The following is a 23140-nucleotide window of genomic DNA, read 5'->3' as shown; positions in this document are numbered from 1 at the left end:
ATGTCAGGCGTGCGCTGCGAGCTTGAACACGGCGACGGTTTGCACCAGCTCGGCTGCCTGGCCCTTCAGGCTTTCGGCGGCTGCGGCGCTTTGTTCGACCAGCGCGGCGTTCTGCTGGGTCGCCAGGTCCATCTGCGTGACGGCACGGCAGACCTGCGTCACGCTGCTGTCCTGCTCGGCGCTGGCATGGCTGATTTCGCCCATGATGCGGGTGACACGGTCGATCGCCTGGGCGATTTGCGTCATCGTCTCGCCGGCCTTGTCGACCTGCACGCAGCCTTGCTCGACCCGCTCGACGCTGTCGGAGATCAGCGTCTTGATTTCCTTGGCGGCGGCAGCGCTGCGCTGGGCCAGCGATCGCACCTCGCCGGCCACCACCGCAAAACCGCGGCCTTGCTCGCCGGCCCGGGCGGCTTCAACAGCGGCGTTCAGAGCCAGGATGTTGGTCTGGAAAGCGATGCCGTCGATGGTGCCGATGATGTCGGAGATGCGGCGCGAGCTCTCGTTGATGCCCTTCATCGTCTGCACCACGCGGCCGACGACTTCGCCGCCCTCTGACGCCACACTGGCAGCGCCCTGGGCCAGCTCATTCGCATGGCGTGCGTTGTCGGCGTTGTGCCGCACCGCGCTGCCCAGCTGGTCCATCGACGCAGCGGTTTGCTGCAGCGCACTGGCCTGCTGCTCGGTGCGGCTGGAAAGATCGTTGTTGCCCTGCGCGATTTCACTCGACGCGGTGGCCACCGATTCTGAATTCATGCGCACGCTGGACACGACCTGGGCCAATCCGTCGCGCATCGCCGCCACGCCGCGCAGCAGGCGCGCTGCCTCGTCGGTGCCACGGGTGTCGATGTCGAAATCAAGTGCGCCCTGCGCCACTTTCGCGCTGGCCAGCTCGGCCGCCTGCAAAGGTTGGGTGATGCTCAGGGTCAGGCGCCAGGCCAGGGTGAGCGATGCCAGCAGCACCACCACGCCGGCGACGGCGGCCGACAGCTCGGCCCGCTTCACACGGTCGTCTGCGGCTTGCTGCACATCAATCTGGCGCTGCGTCTGCGCCTTGATGATGATGGCCAACTCGGTATTCGCCTGCTTCAGCAGCGGGTCCATCTTCTTCGTGATGACGGCCGCGGCCTGCTCCGGGTTGAAGGTGCCGGCAAAGCCCACGGCCTCAAGAAACGCTTCGTTGGTCTTGGCGTCAATGGCGGCCAGACGCTTGAGCGCGGCCTGCTCCTCGCCGCCCAGTTGTGCGGCCTCCAGCCGCTCACGCTCAGCCATGAAGGCGGCGCGAAAAGCCTTGGCTTCAGCTTCGTCGCGCTGAACAGCGTCGACTTCCGTCTGCAGGCCCATGTTGCGCACCGAGACTGCGCTGCTCAACAGCGCCGCCTGCATCGATTTCGCCTGTTGCGTGCGTTCACTGGCGGCCTGCATCTGCTGCAGCATGTCGGCGCGCACGTGGTCCGAGACCACCAGCACGCTGGCGAGCAGGGCGCCGCACACCAGCAGGATGAGGCCGAAGCCCCAGCCCAGCCGGGCACCAATGTTGAGGGAACGTAGATTCATGGTGCAGACCGGCTCGGTGGCGCTAGGAAAACATGGAACGCAGAGGTGGGCGCAACAGCGCCCGTCGGGCGTCAGCCCTTGTAGATGCCGCAGCCGACCAGGGTGTCACCCACGCGTTCGAGGTACATCGACTTGCCCTCGATCTTCTGCGTCACCGGGTTCAGGAACTTGTAGCCTTCGACCCAGCCCTTGCCCTTGTCCTTGGCCAGATCCACGAACATCTTGATCAGCGGCTTGCCGTCGGCGTCCTTCAGACCGATCAGGTCTTTGCCGACCAGCTTCGGGTTCGCGCCCTGTGCCAGGTTCTTGCCGTTCAGGTCGTACACGATGATGTAGAGGTCGCGGTCCTTGAACGACTTGCCGTTCGTGAACTCTTCGTAGGCCTTTTCCGGACCGTTGGCCTTGATGTAAGCGATGGCCTTCTTGACCATGGCTTCAGCTTCCGCCGCGGTGCCCTGGTCAGCGGCATGCGACGCCGAGGTCATCACCAGGCCAAGGAGGAAGGCGCCCATCAGGCGTTTGACGATCGAGAAGAAGTTCATGAAGTAGCTCCGGGTTGACGGGGGTCTGCAGCCTGCTCGGAGCGTGTAGCCCGAACGGTGCGTTCCTCCTTATCGGCATTTGGAGCCGCTTGTTGAGGGATTCGGGGTGGGTGGCGGGCACCGGCACCCTGCACCGCCACGATGCCGCGGTGGCGATTTGCGGGATGGAGTGCGCCAAGGCGATGCTCTAAGGTCACCGCCTTCACCAGCAGCAGGGAGTTTGCGCATGCCGACCCACATGACCACCCCATCCCGTCGTGGCCGATGGGCCCAAGCCGCCTGTGTCGCTGGCGTGCTGGCGCTGGCCGCCTTGTCGGCGCAGGGTGCCGGCAAGGTGAAGGTGGTGGACATGGGTGAGCTGGCAGTGGGCCTGGGCTCCGAGGCGAGCGCCATCAACAACGCCGGTCGCACGGTAGGGCGCGCCATCAGTGCCGCCGATTTCCAGTACCGCCAGGTGGTGTGGGACGGCCTGGCGATCAGCGAATTCAGCCATTGCTGCGCTGGCTTCCTGCCTGACATCCAGTCCATCAACCTGGCCGGTGACGTGGTGGGCCACTACAAGGCCACCAAGGTGCACTGGGTGCCGGTGCGGTGGGATGCGCAGGGCACGAGTTACGCCTTGCCCGCGCTCGGGCCTTTTGGCTTTGGCAAGGCCTGGGCGGTGAATGACGCCGGGCAGATCGCCGGTTCGTCCGTGGACGCGAACGACGACATCCACGCAGTGGTGTGGCAGCCGGACGGCTCCTTGGTGGACCTGGGCTTCCTCGGCGAGCCTGCGCCGGAGTTCAAGCGCTTCAGCGAAGCGCGCGGCATCAATGCGTCGGGCGTGGTGGTTGGGCAGGCGCTGGTGGGCAACCAAGCCCAAGCCTTCAGCTGGCGCAACGGCACCTTCACCGACCTCGGCCCCGGGGCGGCCACCCACATCAACAACACCAGGTTGATCGCCGGCTACCTGCCGGGCTTCATTCCTGTGACCTGGACGAATGGCGTGAAGAGGAAGTTGCCCGCGCTGGGTGGCGGCAAGACCGCCTACGGCCATCAGGTGAACGGCATCAACAACGCGGGCGACCTGGTGGGCTTTGCCCCGGCGCCTAACCCGGGCGTCTTCACCATCGCAGTGCTTTGGCGCGGCGGCAAGGTCATTCAACTGGGCCACTACCCCGGCGGCACCAACAGTTACGCCACCGGCATCAACGATCAAGGCCAGATCGTGGGCGCTGGCAACCTGGTGGCGGGCGGGCCGCACCATGCGCTGCGCTGGACGGTGAAGGGCAAGGCCATCACGGTCTCGGCGCCCTGAGTTTCCGGGTGCACCGAAGCACCGACCGCGCCTTGCGATACTCGCCCACCTCGTTCCTGGTGGCTGATGTGCGTTTCATGATCAATTGGATGGCCTCTGCGGGCCTTGCTGGCTTGGTATCCGCCTTGAGCCTCATCGCGGCCCCCGCCGTGGCCCATGAATCGGCGGGCAGCGGGCCTGCTGTCGCTGTGGCCTCGACGTGTTTGAACGACCCGTCCTGGGTGGCGCCGCAGCGGCCGTTCCGGGTGTTTGGCAACACCTGGCATGTCGGGCCGACAGGCTTGGGTGTGTTTCTGATCACCTCGCCCGCGGGCCATGTGCTGATCGATGGTGGCATCCCTGGCCAGGCGTCCTTGATCGCGGAGAACATCCGCACGCTCGGGTTTCAGTTGGGCGACATCAAGTGGATCGTCAATTCGCATGCCCACTGTGACCATGCGGGTGGTTTGACCGAGTTGCTGAAGCTCACGGGCGCGCGCCTGGTGGCGAGTGCAGCCGATGCGCCGCTGCTCGCCCGCGGCGGGCAGGAAGACCCGCAATACAACAACCGCTTTCCGTTCCCACCGGTGCGCGTCGACCGTGCCGTGGGCGACGGTGATCAACTGCGCTCGGGTGATCTGGTGATGACGGCGCACGCCACACCCGGCCACACCAAGGGCAACACCACCTGGACCTGGCGCTCTTGCGAGGGCCAGCGCTGCCTGAACCTGGTGTTCGTCGGCAGCCTGTCTGCCCCTGATTTCAAGCTGGTGGGCAATGTCCGGCACCCGACGGTGGTGCAGGACTTCCGCAAGGGTTTTGCCAAGGTCGCGGGCTTGCCTTGTGACATCGCGCTGGCGCCGCATCCGGGCATGGTCGATTTCTGGGAGCGGGTGGCCAAGCGCGACGCTGGTGAGCCCGATGCCTTGATCGACCCGACGCTGTGCCGTGCCTACGCGGCCGATGCTCGGGAAGACTTCGAAGCCAAGCTGGCCAAGCAGCGTGCCGAGGCTTCCGCGTCTGCGCGCACGCCTCGGAAATGACGGATCCGGCCGCACGGCGCACCTCGGCATCGACCCACTTCTGAGTTTCTTCTTTGACTGACATCCTCAAGGCCCCCGCCATGTTTCGCAGCGTGACCGTCTCTTTTGCCATTGCCGTTTCCCTTGCCTTTGCCAGTGGCGCCGCAAGCGCCGTTGAACAACGCAAGGTGGTGCCGGCGGCCTTCGTCGGTGAATGGAATTTCGAGCCGGCTCTGTGCGGCTCACAAGACGGTGAGGGCAGGCTGGTCATCCACACCGACCATGTCGAGTTCTACGAATCGGCCGGGCCGGTGCTGCAGGTGCTGGTGGAGTCGCCCGTTCAGATCTTTGTCATCGCGCAGCTTCAGGGCGAAGGGCAGGTGTGGCGGTCGGTGCGGCGCTGGCATCTGTCAGCAGACGGCCGGCAGTTGACCGACGAGCCCGGCGCCGGCGCCTGGGTGCGCCACCGCTGCCCGAAGCCGGGCGCCTTGTGAGCAGAACCACGGTTTCAGGCGGCAGGGCAGGTCGGGGCTGTCAGGCCAGGTGCGTGTGTTGTTCAGTCAGCTGCGCCAGCGCCACCACGCCTACCGGCTCGGTCGCCAGCATTGGCACCACGGCATAGCGCTTGGCATGGCGGCTGGCCACCGCATCGATGAACGGCCATTCGTGGCGGGCTCTGGCCTGCAGTAGCGGCGACGTGGGGTGCGCGGCAGCCACGCTGTTGTTGATGATCCAGGCCCAGGGCTCGATGCCGGCACGGCGCAGGTCGTCTTGAAGCAGCGCGGCCTCCTGCACCGTGGTGTTTTGCGCCAGTGTGGTGATCAAGACCTTGGTGCGGTGGGTGTCCTGCAACTGCATCATCGGCGTGGTGAAGTGAACGCCTGTAGCGCCCATCTGCCGCTCGATGTCGCGGTGGTAGGCGCCGGTGGTGTCGAGCAGCAGCAAGGTGTGGCCGGTGGGCGCGGTGTCGAGCACCACGAACTGCCGGCCCGCTTCGCGGATGACCCGCGAAAACGCCTGGAACACGGCGATCTCTTCGGTGCAGGGCGATTGCAGGTCTTCGGCCAGCAAGGCGCGGCCGTGCTCGTCGAGTGCCTTGCCTTTGGTGGCCATCACCTGCTCGCGGTAGCGCTGGGTCTCGGCCAATGGGTCAATGCGGCTCACGCGCAGGTGCGGCCATTCCCCGTTGAGCGTTTCGGTCAGATGGGCGGCGGGGTCGGAGGTGGTCAGCAGCACGGGCAAGCCGCGGCTGGCCAGGGCCACGGCCAAAGCGGCGGCGATGGTGGTTTTGCCCACGCCGCCTTTGCCCATCACCATGATCAAGCCGTGCCCGGGTGCGGCCAGGTCATCCACCAGTTGGCCCAATGCCGGCGCGTCCATCAAGCGCACTGGCGATGGCTGGGTGGCCTGCGGGCTCGGCCCGTCGGTTGATGGGGCGTCTAGGAAGTGCCGCAACGGCGTCAGCCCGACCAGGTCCTCGGCCTTGAGCGTGATGTGGTCAGTGGGCAGGGCTGCCAGCGCGGCAGGCATGTGGCTCAGCGCTGATTGTTCACGGCGGGCCACGGCGGCGGCCAGCGGGTCTTGCGCGGTTTTCCCTGACGGCATCACCCCGTTGATCACCAGAAACTGCTGGTGCAGGCCGACCTTGGCGAGCTCGTCCTGGGTGCGCGCCACTTCGCCCAGGCTGGAGGTTTGTGCGCGCGCCACCAACACCAGCCGCGTGCGCAGCGGGTCGGCGAGGGCGTTCACGGCGGCCTCGTATTGCGTGCGTTGCTTGTCCAGGCCGGCCAAGGGCCCGAGGCAGGAGGTGTTGCCCTTGCCCTCGGCAATGAAGCTGTTCCAGGCGCCCGGCAGTTGCAGCAGGCGGATGGTGTGGCCGGTGGGCGCGGTGTCGAACAGCACGTGGTCGAAGCGCTGGCTCAGTGCCGGGTCGGTCAGCAGGGCGGTGAACTGGTCGAAGGCGGCGATCTCGGTGGTGCAGGCGCCAGATAGCTGCTCCTCCATCGCTCTCACGTCATCGGCCGCCGCCACGCCGCGCATCGGGCCAATGAGGCGGTCACGCCAGCCCTGGGCGGCGGCTTTCGGGTCCATTTCAAGGGCCCACAGGCGCTGGACGGCGGGCACTTCGGTGATGTTGGCGCCGACATGTGTGTTGAACACTTGCCCGACGTTGGACGCGGGGTCGGTGCTGACCAGCAGCACGCGCTGGCCCGCATCCGCCAAACTCACCGCGGTGGCGCAGGCGAGCGAGGTTTTGCCCACGCCGCCCTTGCCGGTGAAGAAGGCGAAGCGGGGCAGACCTGTCAGGAATTTCCAGTTGAAGGCGGTGTTGGGCATGCAGAACTCCTTGGCGCACGGCCTGTGCTCACAAGTGGATCAGTGTGATGCGGTGGGCGCGCACAGAATTGCGTTGCATCAATATTTCCATTTCCATAGAATTATCGACTTATGGAAGAAAAGCACGTCGTTCGTTCGCTCGCCGCCTTGGCGCAAACCCACCGTCTGAAGGTGTTTCGCCTGCTGGTGGTGGCCGGGCCGCAGGGCCTGACGCCCGGGGCATTGGCCGAAGCTCTGGCGCTGCCCGCAGCCACCTTGTCGTTCCACCTGAAGGAATTGACCCACGCCGGCCTGGTGAGCCAGGAGCGGGTGAGCCGCAATGTGGTGTACCGCGCGGCGTTCGAGCACATGCACGAGTTGCTGGCCTTCCTGACCGAGAACTGCTGCGAGGGTGAGGCGTGCATGCCCTCGAACGCACCAGTCACTGCCCCCACAACCTCCAGCGCCTGCGGCTGCTGATCGCAGACCAGCGCCATTGACTACCCAGCCTCTCACCCCGCACACCATGACCACCAACGTCCTCATCCTCTGCACCCACAACTCTGCCCGCAGCGTGCTCAGCGAAGGCATGCTCAACCACCTCGCCCGGCAGCAGGGCCAGGACGTGCGCGCTTTCAGCGCCGGCAGCGCCCCCAGTGGCCGGCTCAACCCGTTCGCTCTCGAGGCCCTGACCAACGCCGGGGTGAACGTGGCCGAGTACCGCAGCAAGAGCTGGGACGAATTCACCACGCCTGATGCGCCGCCGCTGTCCATCGTGATCACGGTGTGCGACAGCGCCGCGGCCGAGCAGTGCCCGGTGTTCTTTGGCGGCCAGGGCCAACCGGTGAAGGTGCACTGGGGCTACCCCGATCCGTCCAACGCCGAAGGCGGTGACGAAGGCAAGCGCCGTGCGTTCGAGCTGACGCGCCAAGCCATCGGCTATCGCATGTTGCAGCTGCTGCAGTTGCCGTTGAGCTCGATGAGCCGCGCCGAGCTGCTGGCTGCGCTGAACACCATCGGGGCGTCCTGAGGTGTCGGCCATGGCTTACAGCGCGCGGCAGAAGTTGTTCGCCGAACTGCTGGGCACGGCCTTGTTGCTGGCCATCGTCATCGGCTCGGGCGTGATGGCTGAGCGGCTGGCGGGCGGCAATGTGGCCGTGGCCCTGCTGGCGAACACGCTGGCCACCGTGGGCGGGCTGTACATCCTGATCGAGGTGTTCGGCCCGATCAGCGGCGCGCATTTCAACCCGGCGGTGTCGCTGGTCATGGCGTTCCGGGGCGACTTGCCGCGCGGCTTGCTGCCTGCTTATGTGGTGGCGCAGTTGCTGGGCGCCATGCTGGGCGCGTGGCTGGCCCACGGCATGTTCGACATGACCATCATCCAGACGTCATCCAAGCTGCGCACCGGCCACGGCCAGTGGCTGGCCGAGGGCGTGGCCACGTTCGGGTTGCTGCTGGTCATCCTGCGCGCACCAGTGGGCCGTGCTTCGGCCATGGTGGCGGCCTACATCGGCGCGGCCTACTGGTTCACGGCGTCCACCTCGTTCGCCAACCCGGCGGCGGTGTTCGGCCGCATGTTCAGCGACAGCTTTGCCGGCATCGCGCCCGCCAGCGCACCGGCCTTCGTGGTGGCGCAATTGCTGGGAGCAGCGGTGGCCGTGTGGGTGCACCGCGTGTTGTCTGCCCGCGCGTCTTGATTGATTGAAAGAAGGCTCCTCGAGTGACTGAACCCCTGTTCCCTGACGCCACATTCCCAGCGCTTGACGCCACCTTGTTCAAGGTACCCGAGCAGCAGCAGCTGGCGCTGCCACAACCCTCCACGCACGCGCCGCGCATCCTGATGCTGTATGGCTCACTGCGTGAGCGCTCGTACAGCCGCCTGCTGACGTTCGAGGCGGCCCGTCTGCTGGAAGCCATGGGTTGCGAGGTGCGCATCTTCGATCCGGCCGGCTTGCCGCTGCCCGACGGCGCACCTGATGACCACCCCAAGGTGCTGGAGCTTCGCGCCTTGGCGGCTTGGTCAGAGGGCATGGTCTGGTGCTCGCCCGAGCGCCACGGCGCCATGACCGGCGTGATGAAAGCGCAGATCGACTGGATTCCGCTGTCGTCGGGGGCCGTGCGCCCCACGCAGGGCAAGACGCTGGCAGTGATGCAGGTGTGTGGCGGCTCGCAGTCGTTCAACGCCGTCAATCAGATGCGCATTCTTGGCCGCTGGATGCGGATGCTGACGATCCCCAACCAGTCGTCGGTGGCCAAGGCTTTCACCGAGTTTACGGACGACGGCCGCATGAAGCCATCCGCGTTCTACGACCGGGTGGTCGACGTGATGGAAGAGCTGGTCAAGTTCACGCTGCTGACGCGTGACCTGGGTGAGGTGCTGGTCGACCGATACAGCGAGCGCAAGGAAAGCGCCGAGGCCTTGTCGAAGCGGGTGAACCAGCGGTCGATCTGACCTTGCGACAATCGCGCCTCCTCACCCATTGCCTGGTTGCACCATGTCCACCCTGAACCCACTGTCTGCCCTGACTGCGCCCGTGATCGAGCCCCTGCTGGCGGCCCGCAAGGCGGTGCAGCCGCTGGCGCCCACGCCGGCCTTTGCGGCCATGGTGCCCACGATGGAAGACGCTTTTGCCGTGCAGCACGCCACAGGCGTGGCCTTGGGCGCCTGGGGGGCTGGCGAAGTGCCGGCGTACTGGAAATCAGGCGCTGGTTCGCGCGCTGCGGCGCTGGGCCACGCGCCCTTGATGCCGGCCGGCGTGCACCGTTACAGCGGCGAGCCCGTGGTGGTTGATCTGTCGCGCTTCATCTCGCCGGGCCTGGAGGCCGAAATTGCCGTGCGCCTGGGCCACGACGTCACGCCTGCGATGGCCGCTGATCTGGATGAGGCGGGCGCCGCGGCACTGGTTGACGCGATGGCCGTGTCGCTGGAGGTGGTGGACCGCCGCTGGCAGAACACACCCGAGCTGACGCCCGAATTGAAAGCGGCGGATTTTCTGGCCCACGGCGCGCTGGTGTTCGGCCCCTGGTTGCCCTGGCAGCCGGCGCTGGATTGGGCGGCACAGCCATGTCTGCAGGAAGTTGGCGCGCGCCCGGCCCTCAACACGGTCGGCACCCACCCCCTGGGCACGCCCACCTGGCTGCTGCCGGTGTGGCTGCGCCACCTTACCCGTCACGGCGCCACTGTGCCGGCCGGCACCATGGTCACCACCGGCACCTGGACCGGCTTGACGCCGCTGGTGCCTGGTGAGCGCGTGCGCGTGGCCTTCGCTGGGCTGGGCGAAGTGGTGCTCCACACGGTTTGAGCGGTGGCTGCTGCCAACCGGGTTTTAACAAGCCCTTGCCCGTGGGTTGATGACTTGATGCGGCGATTGGGCGAGCTTGTCGGTGGCGTTGTTGCGACTGAATTGTCTCCCCCGATCGCATAAGTTGGCGTATCCGGAATGAGCGGTTCATCCAATCCTTACTGATTTACCCTCCGCGGACCCGTGGGGCCATTCTTTCCACTTTGGTTAGGTTGGAGTGTTCACAAAACTAAAACAAGCTTCGAGCCGGCTCCATCGGACGGTCAGGTATCGGCTTGCGGCACTTGGCGCATTGCTTCCCAGAAGGCCGGCACTTGCGCTGCGGGTATCGAGTGAGCGATGTCTCGGATACAACCTATTTGCAGGCGATATGGCTCACCATTTCCACTCGCCAAGACAAAGCGAAACTCATTCTGGTAGCCGTGAGTCGAGAATTTTCGGAATGGTCCCATAGGGCCACTATGCAAATCTCGGTCAACGTACTCAATCGGACGGTGGGAGACCGGACGGCCAACCGCTACAGCTGCCTTTTTGATGCGCGCAATGAACTCAATTAGGTTGTCAACGACCACGGCTCGGTCACCAAAGGCCATGTTTCTGTCATCAAAGAAGTCTCCCGGCTTGTTTGTTACAGTGAACATGCAGAGGACGTTCAACCCGTTGGATGTACGACTGCGAGTACTGATTGGACCTGCAATTGGAATGGTTAGCCAAGTTCCTTCGTTGCTTTGAACCTCAACCTTGGATACATGAAGTGACTCGTCGATTCCTTCATGCGGATCGAATCTGACGGCGTCTGTACGGTCCATTGCACCGAAGTAGACGTTTGTATTAAGGTAGAGGTTGCCGTCCAAGAAGTCGTCTTCGAACTCTCGGGGTAGGAGCTTGATAAGTATTACGCTGTAAGGCATGTCGAGGCGTTTTTCTTCTGCCTAAATTTCGATCTGAGTGGCCAATGGCCTTGCTAGTGTCGGTTGATTTGAGCGAGTTATTAGGCACCGCCGCCTGGCTGCCAAGCAAAATAGTCGAACAGCAGACGTGTGCCACCCTGCGCTGCTGCAAAGTCTTCGATGACCTCTTGGCAAAAATTGTATGTAACGCGCGAGTGTATGTCGCCCATTGATGGGTTCGATAGCGGGAGAGCCAGGGACAGACACTGATTCATCTTGTTGATAGTCTGACTATCCAATGCACAATTCGCGTGGGAAACGATGGCATTGGTGAACTCAGCCGATCCGAAGTTGTAGCGACTAAGCCACTTCACGTACAAGTCGATCAATTTGTGTAGGTGCGCGAAAGAAAGGCACTGGCCCTGCCGGGCGAGCCAATGTCTCTGAAGATCATCGGCGAGAGATACGTGCCAACTGCTGAAGCCATCCGACGAAGCTATCACAGTGGCGAGCCTGTGCGGCTCAATGGTGTCAGACACGACCGAAGCCCATTCGCGGTAAACGACGCTAGGTGCATTGTTCCAATTTTGATAGGCGCGAAACGTGTTGCCGCCAATGCCAAGACGAGCGTCGCGTTCGGCGAATGGTATGCAAGAGATCTTTTGTCTGAGAGCAGGAAGCGCGGCCTTGAATGCAGTGACAAGCTCGGGTGCGTAGAGGGTGTGCAGGTGCTTCATTCGTGGTGCTCCGCTTGAGCAGTGGGTTCGGCAGCAACTTGCTTCAAGATTGTCGCCCACTCATCGGCATACCCTGCTAGCACCGTTCGGGTTGCTGCAACGACACCCGGCTTTTCGCCATATTCTTCATTGTGTTTTGCTCGGTACTTAACGCGATATTCTTGCTCCAGCGGAATGAGCAGGTTGTGAAGTTCCTCCTGTGTTACGACGAAGAAGCTCGGCGCCGCAACGATGTCATTTGGCAGATCAACAAAGACCAAGGGTTTCCTTGATTTGGTTGGAGTGGATCTCCCGACCGGCCATCGGCCTGACCGTGAGGTCTTTACTTCAATGACCACTGCTCTTGTCGAGCTCTCAATGAAGGCTACGACGTCAGCGCTTTTTGCGTTGCCGTACATCACTGACGCGGCCACGCCGAGTCTTTGCAACTGGGCGGCGACGAAATACTCGCCGGCCATGGCTTGATGGTATTTCTCTGCTTGGGTAGACATGAGTGGTGGCCTGTGCAGGCAAACGTGTTGTGTACGAAGATCATACTCCACTGAAACAGGCGGTCCGCTTCCTAAAAATCAGAGATCTATATCAACCAATTGACTGTGTCATGAAACAATTCAGCCGTTGCAGACGGAGTGTCTATATGGTCAATAAATTTCTATAAATGCTGCAGCAGGTTACAAGTTTTCACCGAAAGTCCAGCGTGCGTCGGGAGGCCGTGAGGCAGATCACCTGCGTGCCTTTCCGAAAGCATCCAGCAAACTGAAGCAGGAGAACGAACGCACCTGAAAGTCGATACATGAACGGCAACATTCAGACGGCTGCCGCTCGACTCGCCACCCACCACGCATCGTCACCCCTTCGCCCGCTTGCGCGCCACCCGCAGCGGCGCCGCGTGTGGGCTGGCCGGCGGCACGGGCAGGCGCACTTCGGCCTTCAACTCGCGCAGCACGATGCTTGAGCGCACATGGGTGACGCCGGGCAGTTTGAAGATGGTGTCGTGCAGGAACTGCTCGTAGGCTTTGATGTCGGCCACGAGCACCGTCATGATGTAGTCGGCCTGGCCGGTGGTCGACAGGCAGCGCACGATCTGCGGGCTGGTGGCCACCGCTTCCTCGAAGCGCCGCACCAGCTCTTCGCTGTGCTGGCTGAGGTTCGCCTCGACGATGACGGCCAGGTTCAGCCCCACCTTTTCCCGGTCAACCAGCGCCGTGTAGCCCTTGATGACCCCGGCCGCCTCCATCTCCTTGATGCGGTTCCAGCAGGGCGTGGGCGACAGGCCCACGGCGTCGGCGAGTTGCTGCACGGTCTGGCGCGAATCGCGTTGCAACTCGGTGAGGATGTGCAGGCTGTAGCGGTCGAGGGTGGGTTGGTCTGACATCGTGGCTGTGGATGCTGATGAGGGTGCATTCAGGCTGAATTTCCATCATTCATTGAATGTGAGGAAAATCCATTAATCAAACCGAGGTTATCAGCGATGAATTCTCCTGAATTCGGTGCTAACCCGGTGGCATTGAAGAAGGCTTTCCGGGGCAGGGCGGCGAACAATGCCGCCCATGAACCCGACCCTGCCCGACACCACCAGCATCGCCCGCCCCAGCTACCAGTTGAGTGACAGCCTGTGGGCTGATTCGGGCGTGGTGTTCCTCACGGGCACGCAGTCCTTGCTGCGGCTGATGCGCATGCAGCGCCAGTGTGATGAGGCTGCGGGCCTGAACACCCAGGGCTTCATCAGCGGCTACCGCGGCTCTCCGCTGGGCATGGTGGACCAGGCCATCTGGAAGGCAGGGCCGCGCTTCAAGGACGCTGGCATCCGGTTCGTGCCGGCCATCAATGAAGAGCTGGCCGCCACGCAGGTGCTGGGCACGCAGCGGGTGGAAAGTGACCCCGAGCGCACGGTCGATGGCGTGTTTGCCATGTGGTACGGCAAAGGCCCGGGCGTTGACCGCGCCGGTGATGCCCTGAAACACGGCCACGCCTACGGCAGTTCGCCCAATGGCGGCGTGCTGGTGGTGGCAGGTGATGACCACGGCTGCGTGTCGTCGTCGATGCCGCACCAGAGCGACCAGGCCATGCAGAGCTGGCACATGCCGGTGGTGTCGCCGGCCACCATCGCTGAGTACCTGGAGTTCGGCCTGTATGGCTACGCGCTCTCGCGGTTCAGCGGCGGCTGGGTTGGGTTCACAGCCTTGTCAGAAGTGGTGGAAAGCGGCGCCACCGTGAACCTGGACGATGTGCAGGCCCGTGCGGCCAGCTGGAAGAGCGCAGATGCGGTGCGCGCAGCCACCGGCCACATCGACCCGATCGACGGCCTGCATTACCGCTGGCCTGATTTGCCTTCGCTGCGCATCGAGACGCGGCTGATGGACAAGCTGAGTGCCGTGGCTGCGTTTGCGCGCATCAACAGCATCGACAAGCTGGTGATCAACAGCCCGCAAGCCACGGTGGGCATCGTCACCTGCGGCAAGGCCCACCTGGATTTGATGGAGGTGCTGCGTCGGCTGGAAATCACGCCCGACATGCTCGCTGAAGTCGGCGTGCGGCTCTACAAGGTGGGGCTGAGTTACCCGATCGAAACCACCCGCATTGCGGCCTTTGCCCAGGGCCTCAAAGAGCTGCTGGTGATCGAGGAAAAGGGCGCGGTGGTGGAGCAGCAACTGCGTGAGCTGTTCTACAACGCACCGGCGGCGCAGCGCCCGGTCATCATCGGCAAGAAGGACGCGGCCGGGCAGCCGCTGGTGTCAGCGGTGGGTGAGCTGCGGCCCTCGCGCCTGATCGAGCTGGTGGCGCACTGGATTGATAGGCACTTTGCAGCCAGCCCGGTGATCGGCGACCACCTGCAGCACGTGCGTGATTTCACCTTGCCTGCGCTGCTCAGCAACGACAGCGACAGCGTGCGCCGCCTGCCGTATTTCTGCGCCGGCTGCCCGCACAACACCTCCACCAAGGTGCCGGAAGGCTCCACCGCGCGGGCCGGCATCGGCTGCCACTTCATGGCCAACTGGATGGACCGAAGCACCGCTGGTTTGATCCAGATGGGCGGCGAGGGCGTGGACTGGGTCAGCCACGCCATGTTCACCCGCACGCCGCATGTTTTCCAGAACCTGGGCGACGGCACCTACTACCACTCGGGCTATCTGGCCATCCGGCAAGCCGTGGCGGCCAAGGCGCGCATCACCTACAAGATCCTGTTCAACGACGCGGTGGCCATGACGGGCGGCCAACCGGTCGATGGCGTCATCACCGTGGACGCGATTGCGCGCCAGGTGGAAAGCGAAGGCGTGCGCCGCGTGGTGGTGGTGAGCGACGACATCACCAAGTACGACAGCCATCACGGCAGCTTCCCGGCCGGCACGCAGTTCCATGACCGCGCCAAGCTGGACGAGGCGCAGCGTGAGCTGCGCGAGATCGACGGCGTGACGGTGCTGATCTACGAGCAAACCTGCGCGGCCGAAAAGCGCCGCCGCCGCAAGAAGGGCGAGCTGGTCGACCCGGCGCGTCGCCTGTTCATCAACGATGCGGTGTGCGAAGGCTGTGGAGACTGCACGGTGCAGAGCAACTGCGTGGCCGTGCTGCCGCAGGAAACCCCGCAGGGCCGCAAGCGCAAGATCGACCAGACCGCGTGCAACAAGGATTATTCGTGTGCGCAGGGCTTCTGCCCGAGCTTTGTCAGCGTGACGGGCGGGCGCTTGCGCAAGCGCAGCGGCGCTTTGTCTACCGGCAAGGCGGCCTTTGACGCCCATGTGGCGGCCCTGGCCCTGCCGGCGCCGCATGCCTGGACCGGCCCGTACGACCTGCTGGTGACCGGCGTGGGCGGCACTGGCGTGGTGACGGTGGGCGCAGTGGTTGCCATGGCGGCCCACCTGGAAGGCAAGAGCGCCAGCGTGCTGGACTTCATGGGCTTTGCGCAGAAGGGCGGCTCGGTGCTCAGCTTCGTGCGCCTGGCCGATGTGCCTGAGCGCCTGAACCAGGTGCGCATCGACACCCAGCAAGCTGATGCGCTGCTGGCCTGTGATGTCGTGGTGGGGGCATCAGCCGATGCGCTGCAGACCGTGCGCCACGGCCGCACCCGGGTGCTGGCGAACGTGCACGAGATTCCAGTGGCCGAATCGCTGCGCAACCCCGATGCGAGCCTGAAAGTGGACCTGCTGCTGGCCAAGATGCGCCACGTGGCGGGCGACGACCAGGTAGAGACCTTCGATGCCCAGCAACTGGCCGAAGACTTTCTCGGCGACACCGTGACGGCCAACGTGCTGGCCATGGGCTATGCCTGGCAGCGCGGTCTGGTGCCCTTGAGCCTGGCGGCGATGCACCGCGCGATCGAACTCAACGGCGTGGCCGTGCCCGCCAACCTGCAGGCCTTCAGCCTGGGGCGTCTGGCCGCGGGCCAACCGGCAGCGCTGGCCACGCTCGGTGCCGAGCCCGCCGATGCGCCCGTGGATGACAGCCTGCCCGCGTTGGTGGCGCGCGGCGTGGCGCAGCTCACGGCGTATCAGAACGAGCGTTGGGCGCAGCGCTGGGCCGCGCTGGTGACGCAGGTGGCCCAGCGCGAAGCGGCGCTCGGCATCGGTGCCCAGCCGCTGGCCCGTGCGGTAGCCCGCAGCGCGCTGAAGCTGATGACCTACAAGGACGAGTACGAGGTGGCGCGGCTGTACACCGACGGGCAGTTCCAGGCCGCCCTGAGCCACCAGTTCGAGGGCGACCTGCAACTCGCCTTCCACATGGCTCCGCCGCTGCTGAGCCGCAGCCGAGACGGGCAGCCGCCCCGCAAGGTGACGCTCGGGCCCTGGCTGCTGCGCGCGATGGCGGTGCTGGCCAAGGGCAAGGCGCTGCGCGGCAGCCGCCTGGATGTGTTTGGCCGCACTGAAGAGCGCCGCATGGAGCGCGCCTTGATCGACCGCTTCGAGCAGCAGGTACTGGCGCTGCTGCCCGGCCTGACGGCTGAGCAGCATCCCTTGGCCCTGCAACTGGCCGCCGTGCCGCTGCAGGTGCGCGGCTTCGGCCATGTGAAGCTGGCCAATGTGGCGATGGCCCAGGCACGTGAAGCCGAACTGCTGCACCGGCTGGACCCGGCGCGCCACCCGCGCCCGCAGCCCAAGGTGGCCAGCGCCGGACAGCTCAAGGGCATTCCGGTGGTGACGGCTGGTTCCTGAGGTCTGCCGCCCGCCTGAGACGCTTGGTTACAAGCCGTGCAACACCACCCGCCATGAGGGATGGGCGGGTGCCTCATCGCCCCCTATAGTGCCGCCCCACAGACTGCACAGACGTGCCTGGCCCGCTTGGGGCGGCACGCAGGCAGCATCAGGAGAGGTACGGAATGAAGCAAGAGAAGCAGCTGGCCAAGCGGTCGGCGTGTGGGTGGCCTGCATCGGGCGTGTTGAAGGCCTGGCCTGCCGGTTTGCTGGCCATGGTCATGCTGGCGGGCTGCGGCAAGCAGGGCGTTGAGCTGGGCGCAGGTGGCTCCATCGTCAGCGGCTCTGGTGGCCCCGAGGGTGCCCGCAACGCCGCGCGTGAGCTGGTGAAGTGCGACGCCCCGGTGGCGGTGGTGTCGCTGGTGGAGAACCAGGGCGGCTACACCGGCATCGGCACCGGCGGCCTGCCTGAATCACCGCTGCCGCTGGTGCGGGTGATCATGCAGCAGAGTGGTTGCTTCCGCATCGTTGACCGCAATGCCGGCCTGAAGGCCACCGTGCGTGAGCAGGAGCTGAAGGACCAGGGCATCTTGCGCGCCGACGGCAATGTGAAGAAGGGCCGCGGCATCATGGCGCAGTACAGCGTGGTGCCCAGCCTGACCTTCTCCGAGCAAGATGCCGGCCGCCAGATCGGTGGCGTGATCGCCGCCATTCCGGGCTTGGCCAAATTTGCCGGCGCCGCCGAGCAGGTGAAGTTCAAGGAGGCGCAGGTGGTGCTGCTGCTGACCGACAACGAAACCACCGAGCAGCTGTCGTCGTCCACTGGCGCAGCGCGCACCACCGACCTGGGCATTGGTGGCTTGGCCGTGGGTGCAGGCGGTGGCCTGGGCGGCATGGGCTGGAGCAATACCAACGAAGGCAAGGTGATCGCCGCCGCCTTCCTCGATGCCCACAACAACCTTGTTCAGCAGGTGCGCGCGCTGGCGCCGAAGGACCTGCCCGAGGCCGTGCCGACCCGCAAGTCCAAGGGCTGATCGGGCTTCAGTGCCGCAGTGCCCGTGCGCCCAGTGCCACGGCCACTGCGGCCGCCACGATGACCCCCAGCGCCAGCCGCAATGAGCTGGCCTGTGCCAGCGCCCCCACCAGTGGCGGGCCTGACACGAAACCGAGAAAACTCACCGAGGTGACGGCCGCGATGGCGCCCGCCGGCGTGCTGCCGGGTTGCTGGCTGGCCTCGATGAACAGCAGCGGAATCACGTTCGCCAGGCCCAGGCCCACCACGGCGAACCCGAGTACGGTGGCCAGCGGATGGCCGATCAGCAGCACCACGGCCATGGCCACAGCCGCCAAGGCGCCACTGGCCCGCAGCAGCACGGCAGGGTGGAAGCGGGTGCGCAGTGCGTCGCCACCAAACCGGCCCGCTGCCATTGCGGCGCAGAAACTGGCGTAGCCCAGGGCGGCCACCGCGCCACTGGTGCCGAGCGCGTCACGCAGGTACACCACCGTCCAGTCGTACATCGCCCCTTCCGCCAGCAGGCCGGCGGCAGCCAGCAGGCCCAGCACCAGCAGTGAGCCGCGCGGCAAGCGCCAGCGGGCCTCATCGGCTTCGCCATGCGAAGCCGCGGACACCATGTACCGGCTGGCGCCCAGGTTCAGCATCACCAAGGCAGCTGCGGTGCCGGCCACCTGCCAGGCGGGTGGCACGGCCAGTTGCAGCAGCAGCGCGGCCCACAAGGCGCCCGCCATGCCGCCCACGCTGAACATGCCGTGCAGGCCGCTGAGCAGCTTGCGGCCTGCACGGGCTTCGATGTCGCAGCCCTCGGCGTTGGTTGCCACGTCCAGCAGCGAGGTGGCAGCGCCGAACGCGGCCATCAGCGCCAGCAGCAACGCCACATGCCGCGCCAGCAACATGCCCGAGAGGCTCAGGCCCGTGGCCACCACGGCGCCCCTCAGGCAGCGCCGGGCGCCCCAGCGTTGCACCAAGGTACCGGCGGTCAGCAGGCAGAGGGCTGAGCCGCAGGCGCCGGCCAGCAGGGCCTGGCCCAGCTGCCCGTCACTCAGCTGATGCACCTGCTTGATGCTGGCCACATGGGCGCCGAAGTGGCCCATCAAGGCGCCCAGCACGAAGAACTGCACGCGGTTGGCCCACAGGCCACGCTCGATCTGGTTCATGGGCATGCCGTGCTCAGGCTTCGGCCCGGCAGAGGCGTTCGATGCAGCGTTGCAGCTGGTGCTTCGGGGTGCGTTGCAGCGCGCACAGCAAGCTGTGGCTGCGGTGGGTATGGGCAGGCAGGTCGGGGTGACGCTCGCCCAAGTCCTCCTGCATGCGCAGCAGCAGGTGGGCGGTGACCATGGCGTCAGACATCGCCCGGTGGGCGCGTCCGTCACGCGGCAGGTGGTGGTGCCGCGCCAGGGTGCCGAGCTTGTGGTCTGGCGCGTCGGGGTACAGGCGGCGCGACAGCAGCACCGTGCAGGCAAACTCGTGCGCCGGGTCTGCCGGCATGCCGGCCCGGGCCATCTCGGCGTGCCAGAAGGTGCGGTCGAACGAGGCGTTGTGCGCCACCAGCGGCACTCCGGCCGTGAACGCGGCAACTTCGCGCATCACGGTTTCCGCAGGTGGTGCCGTTCGCAGCATTTCATTGCTGATGCCGGTGAGCTGTTCGATGAAGGGCGGCACCCACACGCCGGTGTACATCAGGTTCTGGTACTGGTCGACGATGGCGCCATCACGCACCAGCACCACGGCAATTTCAGTGGCCCGGGCGCCCATGTGGGGGCCCATGCCGGTGGTCTCGAAGTCGATGACGGCAATCGTCTGGCCGTGGGAGGTCATGTGGGGCATGGCGACATTGTCGTCGCGACGGCGGGCACTTTCACCTTCGCCGCCGTGGCGCCGTGTTCACTCAAGCGGCTTCAAACATCGCGGGGCTGGGGTGGCAATGGCCGGGCGCTGCGGGGTCTGCGTCGCACCAGGCGTCGGCCAGCGCCTGTGCGGACAACCACGCACCTTCCACACCCACGCCGCCCAGCCAGTCGCCACACACGCCCAGGCCCAGCGCGTCGTCGGTCCAGGCGGTGCATTCACCCGCCCACGGGGCGTTGCGCGGCACGCTGTAGCGCCAGCGGTGGCTGGTTTGCCACTGCACCTCGGCTTGCGCCAGACCGGGCAGGGCCTGGAAGGCTTGCAGCAGAGCGGCGCTCACCGTTGCGGCGTCGTCCTCGAGGTGCTGGGCGCTCCAGGCGGCTGAGGCCTGGATGACCCAGCTCTGGGTGTCGGCTGCGGTGTTGTCGGGTACATCACGGCCCGGCTGGCTGCCTTGGCGCGCGGCCCAGGCGATCGGGCCGGTGCTCGGGGCGGCGGCGTCCCACTCGGGCGCGGCTTGGTGAAAGACCGCCATCACGGTCCAGCACGGTGTCATCGCCACTTCGCGGGCGGCCATCGCCCAGGTAGGTACATGGGCCTGCAGCAGCGCGGCGGCTTGAGCGGGCGGCATGGCCAGCACCACGCGGTCGAAGGTGCCGGGGTGTGCAACCTGGTCCACCAGCACTTGCCAGCCGCCGCCGGCCACGCGGGCCAGGCCTGTCACGGTGGCGCTGCGGTGCAGCGGCAGCTCACCCGCCAGCCGGCGGCACAGCGCGGGCATGTCAGGGCTGGCGACCCAGCGCGTTGATGTTTCGGCACGGCTGCCCGGCGCCATGCGCGGTGCCCACGCCGCAACCCAGCCGAAAGTGGCGGCGTCCTGGATGAAGCCTGCAAATGTGGGGTCGGTAGCGGTGAATGACGGCGCGCCGTGGTCAAAGGCGAGCGGGTGCTCGCGCTGGGCGTCGGGTGTCCAGCTGGTGCGGCGGGTCGACATCCGGCCACCCACCCCCCGTGATTTGTCGAACAACTGCACGGCATGGCCGGCCTCATGCAGGGCGCGGGCTGCGGTGACACCAGCAAGGCCGGCGCCGACGACGGCGATATGCATGGGAGTTGAGGTCATGTTGTCTTCGCGATGAGTGGAGTCAATGCTCGAACTGTGGATTATTCAAAGACAAAAGCCAAGACAAATAGTTAATAATGGCGACATTGAATCCAATATGGTGATTCAAACTGGAGTCAAAATGGTTGCTGAATCTGATCTGCACTTGCCGCGTTACCGAAGCGGTGCCGTGGCCCGCATGCTGCGCCTGCCGGTTGCCACGCTGCGGATCTGGGAGCGGCGCTACCAGGTGGCCGCACCTGCCACCACCGAGGCGGGTCATCGCCTGTACAGCTCGGCCGATGTGCAACGGCTGGCCCTGGTGAAGCAGCTGGTCGATCTGGGCCACGCCATCAGCTCGGTGGCGTCGCTGACGGTGGAGGCCCTCCAGGAAGTGGCCAGCACCCATGCCAGCACCATGGCCAGCACCACGCGCACCGCCTTGTCGGTGGTGGAGCCCGCCGCCGCCCGTCCTGCGGTGCGCGTGGGCGTGGTGGGCAAAGACCTGGGTGAGCGCGTGGCCCGGGTGCCTCAGGCACGCCGCCAACCCGCCCCCTGGCAGTTGCAGGTGCTGGGCGCCACTCTGGACGACGACGCGCTGACCAGCTTGGCGGCGACCGAGAGCGAGGCCGTGTGCGATGTGCTGCTGGTGCATGCGCCCGCCCTGCATGCCGAGTGGCCGCAGCGGCTGCTTGCCCTGGCCAAACGCCTCGGAGCGCGGCAGGTGGCGGTGGTGTACGGCTTTGCGCCGGCCTTCGCGATCGACTTGATGCGCGAGGCCAAGGTGTCACTGCAGCGTGAGCCGGTCAGTGACACGACACTCGGTCGCTGGATCTACAGCCTGTGCATGGGGCTGGAAACCGCTGCGGCGCCGGCCAGCGCTTCCGCCGCGATGCCCGAGGTCGGCCCGGTGCCGCCGCGGCGTTATGACGACGCTGCCCTCGCGGACTTCGCCGGCTTGTCTAGCACCATCGCCTGCGAGTGCCCGCGGCACGTGGCCGAGTTGCTGATGCAGCTGTCGCACTTCGAGGCCTACAGCGCCGAATGTCAGCACCGCAGCCCGGAAGACGCCGACCTGCACGCCTATCTGGGCCAGGTGTCGGGCACTGCCCGGGCCTTGTTCGAGCAGGCGCTGGAGCGCATTGCCATCCAGGAAGGCTTGATGGTGGCCCGTTGAGGTGCGGGCCTGAGGCGCATCAATCTCGCTGCAGTACCACGCAGGTGGTGGTGGCGTGCGCATACAGCTTGCCGTCAGGGCCCACCAAACGCCCCTCGGCAAAGCCCACCTTGCGGCCCGCGTTGATGACCTGGCCGATGGCGCGCACCAGCGGCACCTTGGGCGTCAGCGCCCGCACGTAGCTGATCTTCAGCTCGGCGGTCGTGTAGCCCACGCCCACCGGCAGCGTGGTGTGAATCGCGCAGGCCACGGCCGAATCGAGCAGGGTGGCCATCCAGCCGCCGTGGATCGTGCCCATCGGATTCAGGAACTTGTTGCTCGGGCGGCCCTGGAACACCGCCTGCCCATGTTCGAAGTGCACGGCGCAGAAATCCATGCTCATGCCGATGGGGATGGACGGCAATTCGCCCCGGCTGACGGCCTCGAAGAAGCCCAGACCGTCGAGGTGGGCGATCTGGTCGAGCCGCGAGACACCGGGAGCGGCGAGCCGTTCCCGGACACGCGCCTCGTCGGCTTCCCAGAGTGCAAGGGTGGCGGCCTGATCCGGTTGGTCGTGGTGTGACAAAACGAGCTCCTGGGTGAGTGTGGATGGAAAGTTGTATCTACAATTGAATCATGACTGAGCCCGCTGTTCCTGTCACTATCGCGTCAGGCGCCAACGACGTGGTGGCACGCCCACAAGGGTGTACCAACCTGAAGCTGCGCCGCCTTGCCCGCGTGGTGGGGCGCCACTACGACGCGGAGCTGCTGGCGGGGGCGGGCATCACCGCGCCGCAATACAGCCTGCTCAGCCATGTCGTGCATGCCGGGCCCATGCGCCCGTCGGATCTGGCTCAGGCCCTGACGCTCACGCCGTCGAGCCTGACGCGCAACCTGCAGCCGCTGGTGGAACGCGGTTGGCTGGAGGTGCAACCCGGGGTGGATGGGCGCAGCCGCCTGGTTGTGGCCACCGAGGCCGGCCGCGCTCACCGGGCATCAGCGAAAGCCGCCTGGAAGGCAGCGCAACTCGACCTCAATGAACGATTGGGTCCGGAACTTGTGGTGCAACTGCACCAAATCCTCGACGACTGCACCCGCCTGATCGAAAGCCGGTGATGTTCCGTCCTTTGGGGCACGGCATTCCCGACTAGGATTTGTCGTCGGTTGACTCGTTCGGGCGTACCCTGAGAGCCGAGTCACGGAACCCGGCGCACACTCGCCCTGACTCCCCAAAGAAGTTCATTTCTT

General features: G+C 65.6%; 23 protein-coding genes. 12 read left to right on the top strand and 11 right to left on the bottom strand.

Annotated elements, in window-relative coordinates; translation table 11 throughout:
• Nucleotides 1–3: 3 nt before the first annotated feature.
• Both AACH00_RS08855 and AACH00_RS08850 read right to left on the bottom strand, forming a co-directional pair.
• Nucleotides 4–1557 carry a methyl-accepting chemotaxis protein gene (locus tag AACH00_RS08855; protein ID WP_341398739.1) on the bottom strand — a complete coding sequence of 518 codons (1554 nt, stop codon included), beginning with the start codon at nucleotides 1555–1557 and terminating at the stop codon, nucleotides 4–6.
• Nucleotides 1558–1628: 71 nt separating this feature from the next.
• Nucleotides 1629–2099 carry a cache domain-containing protein gene (locus AACH00_RS08850; protein WP_341398738.1) on the bottom strand — a complete coding sequence of 157 codons (471 nt, stop codon included), beginning with the start codon at nucleotides 2097–2099 and terminating at the stop codon, nucleotides 1629–1631.
• A 238-nt stretch (nucleotides 2100–2337) separates the two neighbouring features.
• Here AACH00_RS08850 and AACH00_RS08845 point away from each other — a divergent pair, with 238 nt between their 5' ends.
• From AACH00_RS08845 to AACH00_RS08835, 3 genes are all read left to right on the top strand, one after another.
• Nucleotides 2338–3399 (top strand): hypothetical protein, encoded by a 1062-nt coding sequence (locus AACH00_RS08845; RefSeq protein WP_341398737.1) that lies wholly within the window; start codon nucleotides 2338–2340, stop codon nucleotides 3397–3399.
• Nucleotides 3400–3407: 8 nt separating this feature from the next.
• Nucleotides 3408–4421, top strand: coding sequence for a subclass B3 metallo-beta-lactamase (gene bla / locus AACH00_RS08840; RefSeq protein WP_341398736.1), 1014 nt, complete (start codon nucleotides 3408–3410; stop codon nucleotides 4419–4421).
• Nucleotides 4422–4513: 92 nt separating this feature from the next.
• Nucleotides 4514–4894, top strand: a complete 381-nt coding sequence (locus tag AACH00_RS08835) for a hypothetical protein (protein ID WP_341398735.1) — start codon at nucleotides 4514–4516, stop codon at nucleotides 4892–4894.
• A gap of 40 nt (nucleotides 4895–4934) precedes the next feature.
• On the opposite strand, the gene arsA is transcribed toward AACH00_RS08835, so the two are convergent.
• Complete coding sequence (arsA, locus tag AACH00_RS08830; protein ID WP_341398734.1) at nucleotides 4935–6737, bottom strand: arsenical pump-driving ATPase; 1803 nt, start codon at nucleotides 6735–6737, stop codon at nucleotides 4935–4937.
• A gap of 111 nt (nucleotides 6738–6848) precedes the next feature.
• Between arsA and AACH00_RS08825 the strand changes: the two genes are divergently transcribed.
• Genes AACH00_RS08825 through AACH00_RS08805 form a run of 5 tightly spaced genes read left to right on the top strand, consistent with a single transcriptional unit; the run spans nucleotide 6849 to nucleotide 10018 of the window.
• Nucleotides 6849–7196, top strand: a complete 348-nt coding sequence (locus tag AACH00_RS08825) for an ArsR/SmtB family transcription factor (RefSeq protein WP_341398733.1) — start codon at nucleotides 6849–6851, stop codon at nucleotides 7194–7196.
• A gap of 46 nt (nucleotides 7197–7242) precedes the next feature.
• Nucleotides 7243–7746, top strand: a complete 504-nt coding sequence (locus tag AACH00_RS08820) for an arsenate reductase ArsC (RefSeq protein ID WP_341398732.1) — start codon at nucleotides 7243–7245, stop codon at nucleotides 7744–7746.
• A gap of 10 nt (nucleotides 7747–7756) precedes the next feature.
• Nucleotides 7757–8413, top strand: coding sequence for an aquaporin (locus AACH00_RS08815; protein WP_341398731.1), 657 nt, complete (start codon nucleotides 7757–7759; stop codon nucleotides 8411–8413).
• 23 nt (nucleotides 8414–8436) lie between these two features.
• On the top strand, nucleotides 8437–9168 hold the full coding sequence (gene arsH, locus AACH00_RS08810; protein WP_341398730.1) for an arsenical resistance protein ArsH: 732 nt from the start codon (nucleotides 8437–8439) through the stop codon (nucleotides 9166–9168).
• A gap of 43 nt (nucleotides 9169–9211) precedes the next feature.
• Nucleotides 9212–10018, top strand: a complete 807-nt coding sequence (locus AACH00_RS08805; protein ID WP_341398729.1) for a fumarylacetoacetate hydrolase family protein — start codon at nucleotides 9212–9214, stop codon at nucleotides 10016–10018.
• 263 nt (nucleotides 10019–10281) lie between these two features.
• Here the strand turns inward: AACH00_RS08805 and AACH00_RS08800 are convergent, their stop codons facing one another.
• The 4 genes from AACH00_RS08800 to AACH00_RS08785 form a co-directional block, all read right to left on the bottom strand.
• A complete protein-coding gene (locus AACH00_RS08800) occupies nucleotides 10282–10929 on the bottom strand; it encodes a hypothetical protein (protein ID WP_341398728.1) in 648 nt (215 codons plus the stop codon).
• Nucleotides 10930–11009: 80 nt separating this feature from the next.
• Nucleotides 11010–11645 carry a hypothetical protein gene (locus AACH00_RS08795; RefSeq protein WP_341398727.1) on the bottom strand — a complete coding sequence of 212 codons (636 nt, stop codon included), beginning with the start codon at nucleotides 11643–11645 and terminating at the stop codon, nucleotides 11010–11012.
• Complete coding sequence (locus AACH00_RS08790) at nucleotides 11642–12136, bottom strand: hypothetical protein (protein ID WP_341398726.1); 495 nt, start codon at nucleotides 12134–12136, stop codon at nucleotides 11642–11644. Before AACH00_RS08790 ends, AACH00_RS08795 begins: the two co-directional genes overlap by 4 nt.
• 356 nt (nucleotides 12137–12492) lie before the next feature.
• Nucleotides 12493–13020: an Lrp/AsnC family transcriptional regulator gene (locus AACH00_RS08785; RefSeq protein WP_341398725.1), complete on the bottom strand. Its 528-nt coding sequence runs from the start codon at nucleotides 13018–13020 to the stop codon at nucleotides 12493–12495.
• A gap of 175 nt (nucleotides 13021–13195) precedes the next feature.
• Here AACH00_RS08785 and AACH00_RS08780 point away from each other — a divergent pair, with 175 nt between their 5' ends.
• Both AACH00_RS08780 and AACH00_RS08775 read left to right on the top strand, forming a co-directional pair.
• Nucleotides 13196–16792, top strand: coding sequence for an indolepyruvate ferredoxin oxidoreductase family protein (locus AACH00_RS08780; RefSeq protein ID WP_341398724.1), 3597 nt, complete (start codon nucleotides 13196–13198; stop codon nucleotides 16790–16792).
• Nucleotides 16793–17046: 254 nt separating this feature from the next.
• Nucleotides 17047–17805: a CsgG/HfaB family protein gene (locus AACH00_RS08775; RefSeq protein ID WP_341398836.1), complete on the top strand. Its 759-nt coding sequence runs from the start codon at nucleotides 17047–17049 to the stop codon at nucleotides 17803–17805.
• Between the two features lie 7 nt (nucleotides 17806–17812).
• Here AACH00_RS08775 and AACH00_RS08770 read toward each other — a convergent pair whose 3' ends face one another.
• The 3 genes from AACH00_RS08770 to AACH00_RS08760 form a co-directional block, all read right to left on the bottom strand.
• Nucleotides 17813–18949, bottom strand: coding sequence for an MFS transporter (locus tag AACH00_RS08770; RefSeq protein ID WP_341398723.1), 1137 nt, complete (start codon nucleotides 18947–18949; stop codon nucleotides 17813–17815).
• Nucleotides 18950–18956: 7 nt separating this feature from the next.
• Complete coding sequence (locus tag AACH00_RS08765) at nucleotides 18957–19613, bottom strand: 3'-5' exonuclease (RefSeq protein WP_341398722.1); 657 nt, start codon at nucleotides 19611–19613, stop codon at nucleotides 18957–18959.
• 61 nt (nucleotides 19614–19674) lie between these two features.
• A complete protein-coding gene (locus tag AACH00_RS08760; protein WP_341398720.1) occupies nucleotides 19675–20742 on the bottom strand; it encodes an NAD(P)/FAD-dependent oxidoreductase in 1068 nt (355 codons plus the stop codon).
• A 136-nt stretch (nucleotides 20743–20878) separates the two neighbouring features.
• Here AACH00_RS08760 and AACH00_RS08755 point away from each other — a divergent pair, with 136 nt between their 5' ends.
• A complete protein-coding gene (locus AACH00_RS08755) occupies nucleotides 20879–21913 on the top strand; it encodes a MerR family transcriptional regulator (RefSeq protein WP_341398719.1) in 1035 nt (344 codons plus the stop codon).
• 19 nt (nucleotides 21914–21932) lie between these two features.
• Here AACH00_RS08755 and AACH00_RS08750 read toward each other — a convergent pair whose 3' ends face one another.
• A complete protein-coding gene (locus AACH00_RS08750; RefSeq protein WP_341398717.1) occupies nucleotides 21933–22478 on the bottom strand; it encodes a PaaI family thioesterase in 546 nt (181 codons plus the stop codon).
• A 50-nt stretch (nucleotides 22479–22528) separates the two neighbouring features.
• Between AACH00_RS08750 and AACH00_RS08745 the strand changes: the two genes are divergently transcribed.
• Complete coding sequence (locus AACH00_RS08745) at nucleotides 22529–23008, top strand: MarR family winged helix-turn-helix transcriptional regulator (protein WP_341398716.1); 480 nt, start codon at nucleotides 22529–22531, stop codon at nucleotides 23006–23008.
• Nucleotides 23009–23140 lie beyond the last annotated feature (132 nt).

The sequence above is a fragment of the Ideonella margarita genome (assembly GCF_038066635.1).
GTDB classification, from domain to species: domain Bacteria; phylum Pseudomonadota; class Gammaproteobacteria; order Burkholderiales; family Burkholderiaceae_C; genus Ideonella; species Ideonella margarita.
Note: the sequence above shows the minus strand (reverse complement) of the source record. Positions and strands in the feature narration are given on the sequence as shown.

Bases quoted from the DNA above. Each gene is read 5' to 3' on its own strand.
- AACH00_RS08855 (WP_341398739.1), bottom strand. From the start codon at position 1,557: ATGAATCTACGTTCCCTCAACATTGGTGCCCGGCTGGGCTGGGGCTTC.
- AACH00_RS08850 (WP_341398738.1), bottom strand. From the start codon at position 2,099: ATGAACTTCTTCTCGATCGTCAAACGCCTGATGGGCGCCTTCCTCCTT.
- AACH00_RS08845 (WP_341398737.1), top strand. From the start codon at position 2,338: ATGACCACCCCATCCCGTCGTGGCCGATGGGCCCAAGCCGCCTGTGTC.
- arsA (WP_341398734.1), bottom strand. From the start codon at position 6,737: ATGCCCAACACCGCCTTCAACTGGAAATTCCTGACAGGTCTGCCCCGC.
- AACH00_RS08825 (WP_341398733.1), top strand. From the start codon at position 6,849: ATGGAAGAAAAGCACGTCGTTCGTTCGCTCGCCGCCTTGGCGCAAACC.
- AACH00_RS08820 (WP_341398732.1), top strand. From the start codon at position 7,243: ATGACCACCAACGTCCTCATCCTCTGCACCCACAACTCTGCCCGCAGC.
- AACH00_RS08815 (WP_341398731.1), top strand. From the start codon at position 7,757: ATGGCTTACAGCGCGCGGCAGAAGTTGTTCGCCGAACTGCTGGGCACG.
- AACH00_RS08805 (WP_341398729.1), top strand. From the start codon at position 9,212: ATGTCCACCCTGAACCCACTGTCTGCCCTGACTGCGCCCGTGATCGAG.
- AACH00_RS08800 (WP_341398728.1), bottom strand. From the start codon at position 10,929: ATGCCTTACAGCGTAATACTTATCAAGCTCCTACCCCGAGAGTTCGAA.
- AACH00_RS08795 (WP_341398727.1), bottom strand. From the start codon at position 11,645: ATGAAGCACCTGCACACCCTCTACGCACCCGAGCTTGTCACTGCATTC.
- AACH00_RS08790 (WP_341398726.1), bottom strand. From the start codon at position 12,136: ATGTCTACCCAAGCAGAGAAATACCATCAAGCCATGGCCGGCGAGTAT.
- AACH00_RS08785 (WP_341398725.1), bottom strand. From the start codon at position 13,020: ATGTCAGACCAACCCACCCTCGACCGCTACAGCCTGCACATCCTCACC.
- AACH00_RS08780 (WP_341398724.1), top strand. From the start codon at position 13,196: ATGAACCCGACCCTGCCCGACACCACCAGCATCGCCCGCCCCAGCTAC.
- AACH00_RS08775 (WP_341398836.1), top strand. From the start codon at position 17,047: ATGGTCATGCTGGCGGGCTGCGGCAAGCAGGGCGTTGAGCTGGGCGCA.
- AACH00_RS08770 (WP_341398723.1), bottom strand. From the start codon at position 18,949: ATGCCCATGAACCAGATCGAGCGTGGCCTGTGGGCCAACCGCGTGCAG.
- AACH00_RS08765 (WP_341398722.1), bottom strand. From the start codon at position 19,613: ATGCCCCACATGACCTCCCACGGCCAGACGATTGCCGTCATCGACTTC.
- AACH00_RS08760 (WP_341398720.1), bottom strand. From the start codon at position 20,742: ATGCATATCGCCGTCGTCGGCGCCGGCCTTGCTGGTGTCACCGCAGCC.
- AACH00_RS08755 (WP_341398719.1), top strand. From the start codon at position 20,879: ATGGTTGCTGAATCTGATCTGCACTTGCCGCGTTACCGAAGCGGTGCC.
- AACH00_RS08745 (WP_341398716.1), top strand. From the start codon at position 22,529: ATGACTGAGCCCGCTGTTCCTGTCACTATCGCGTCAGGCGCCAACGAC.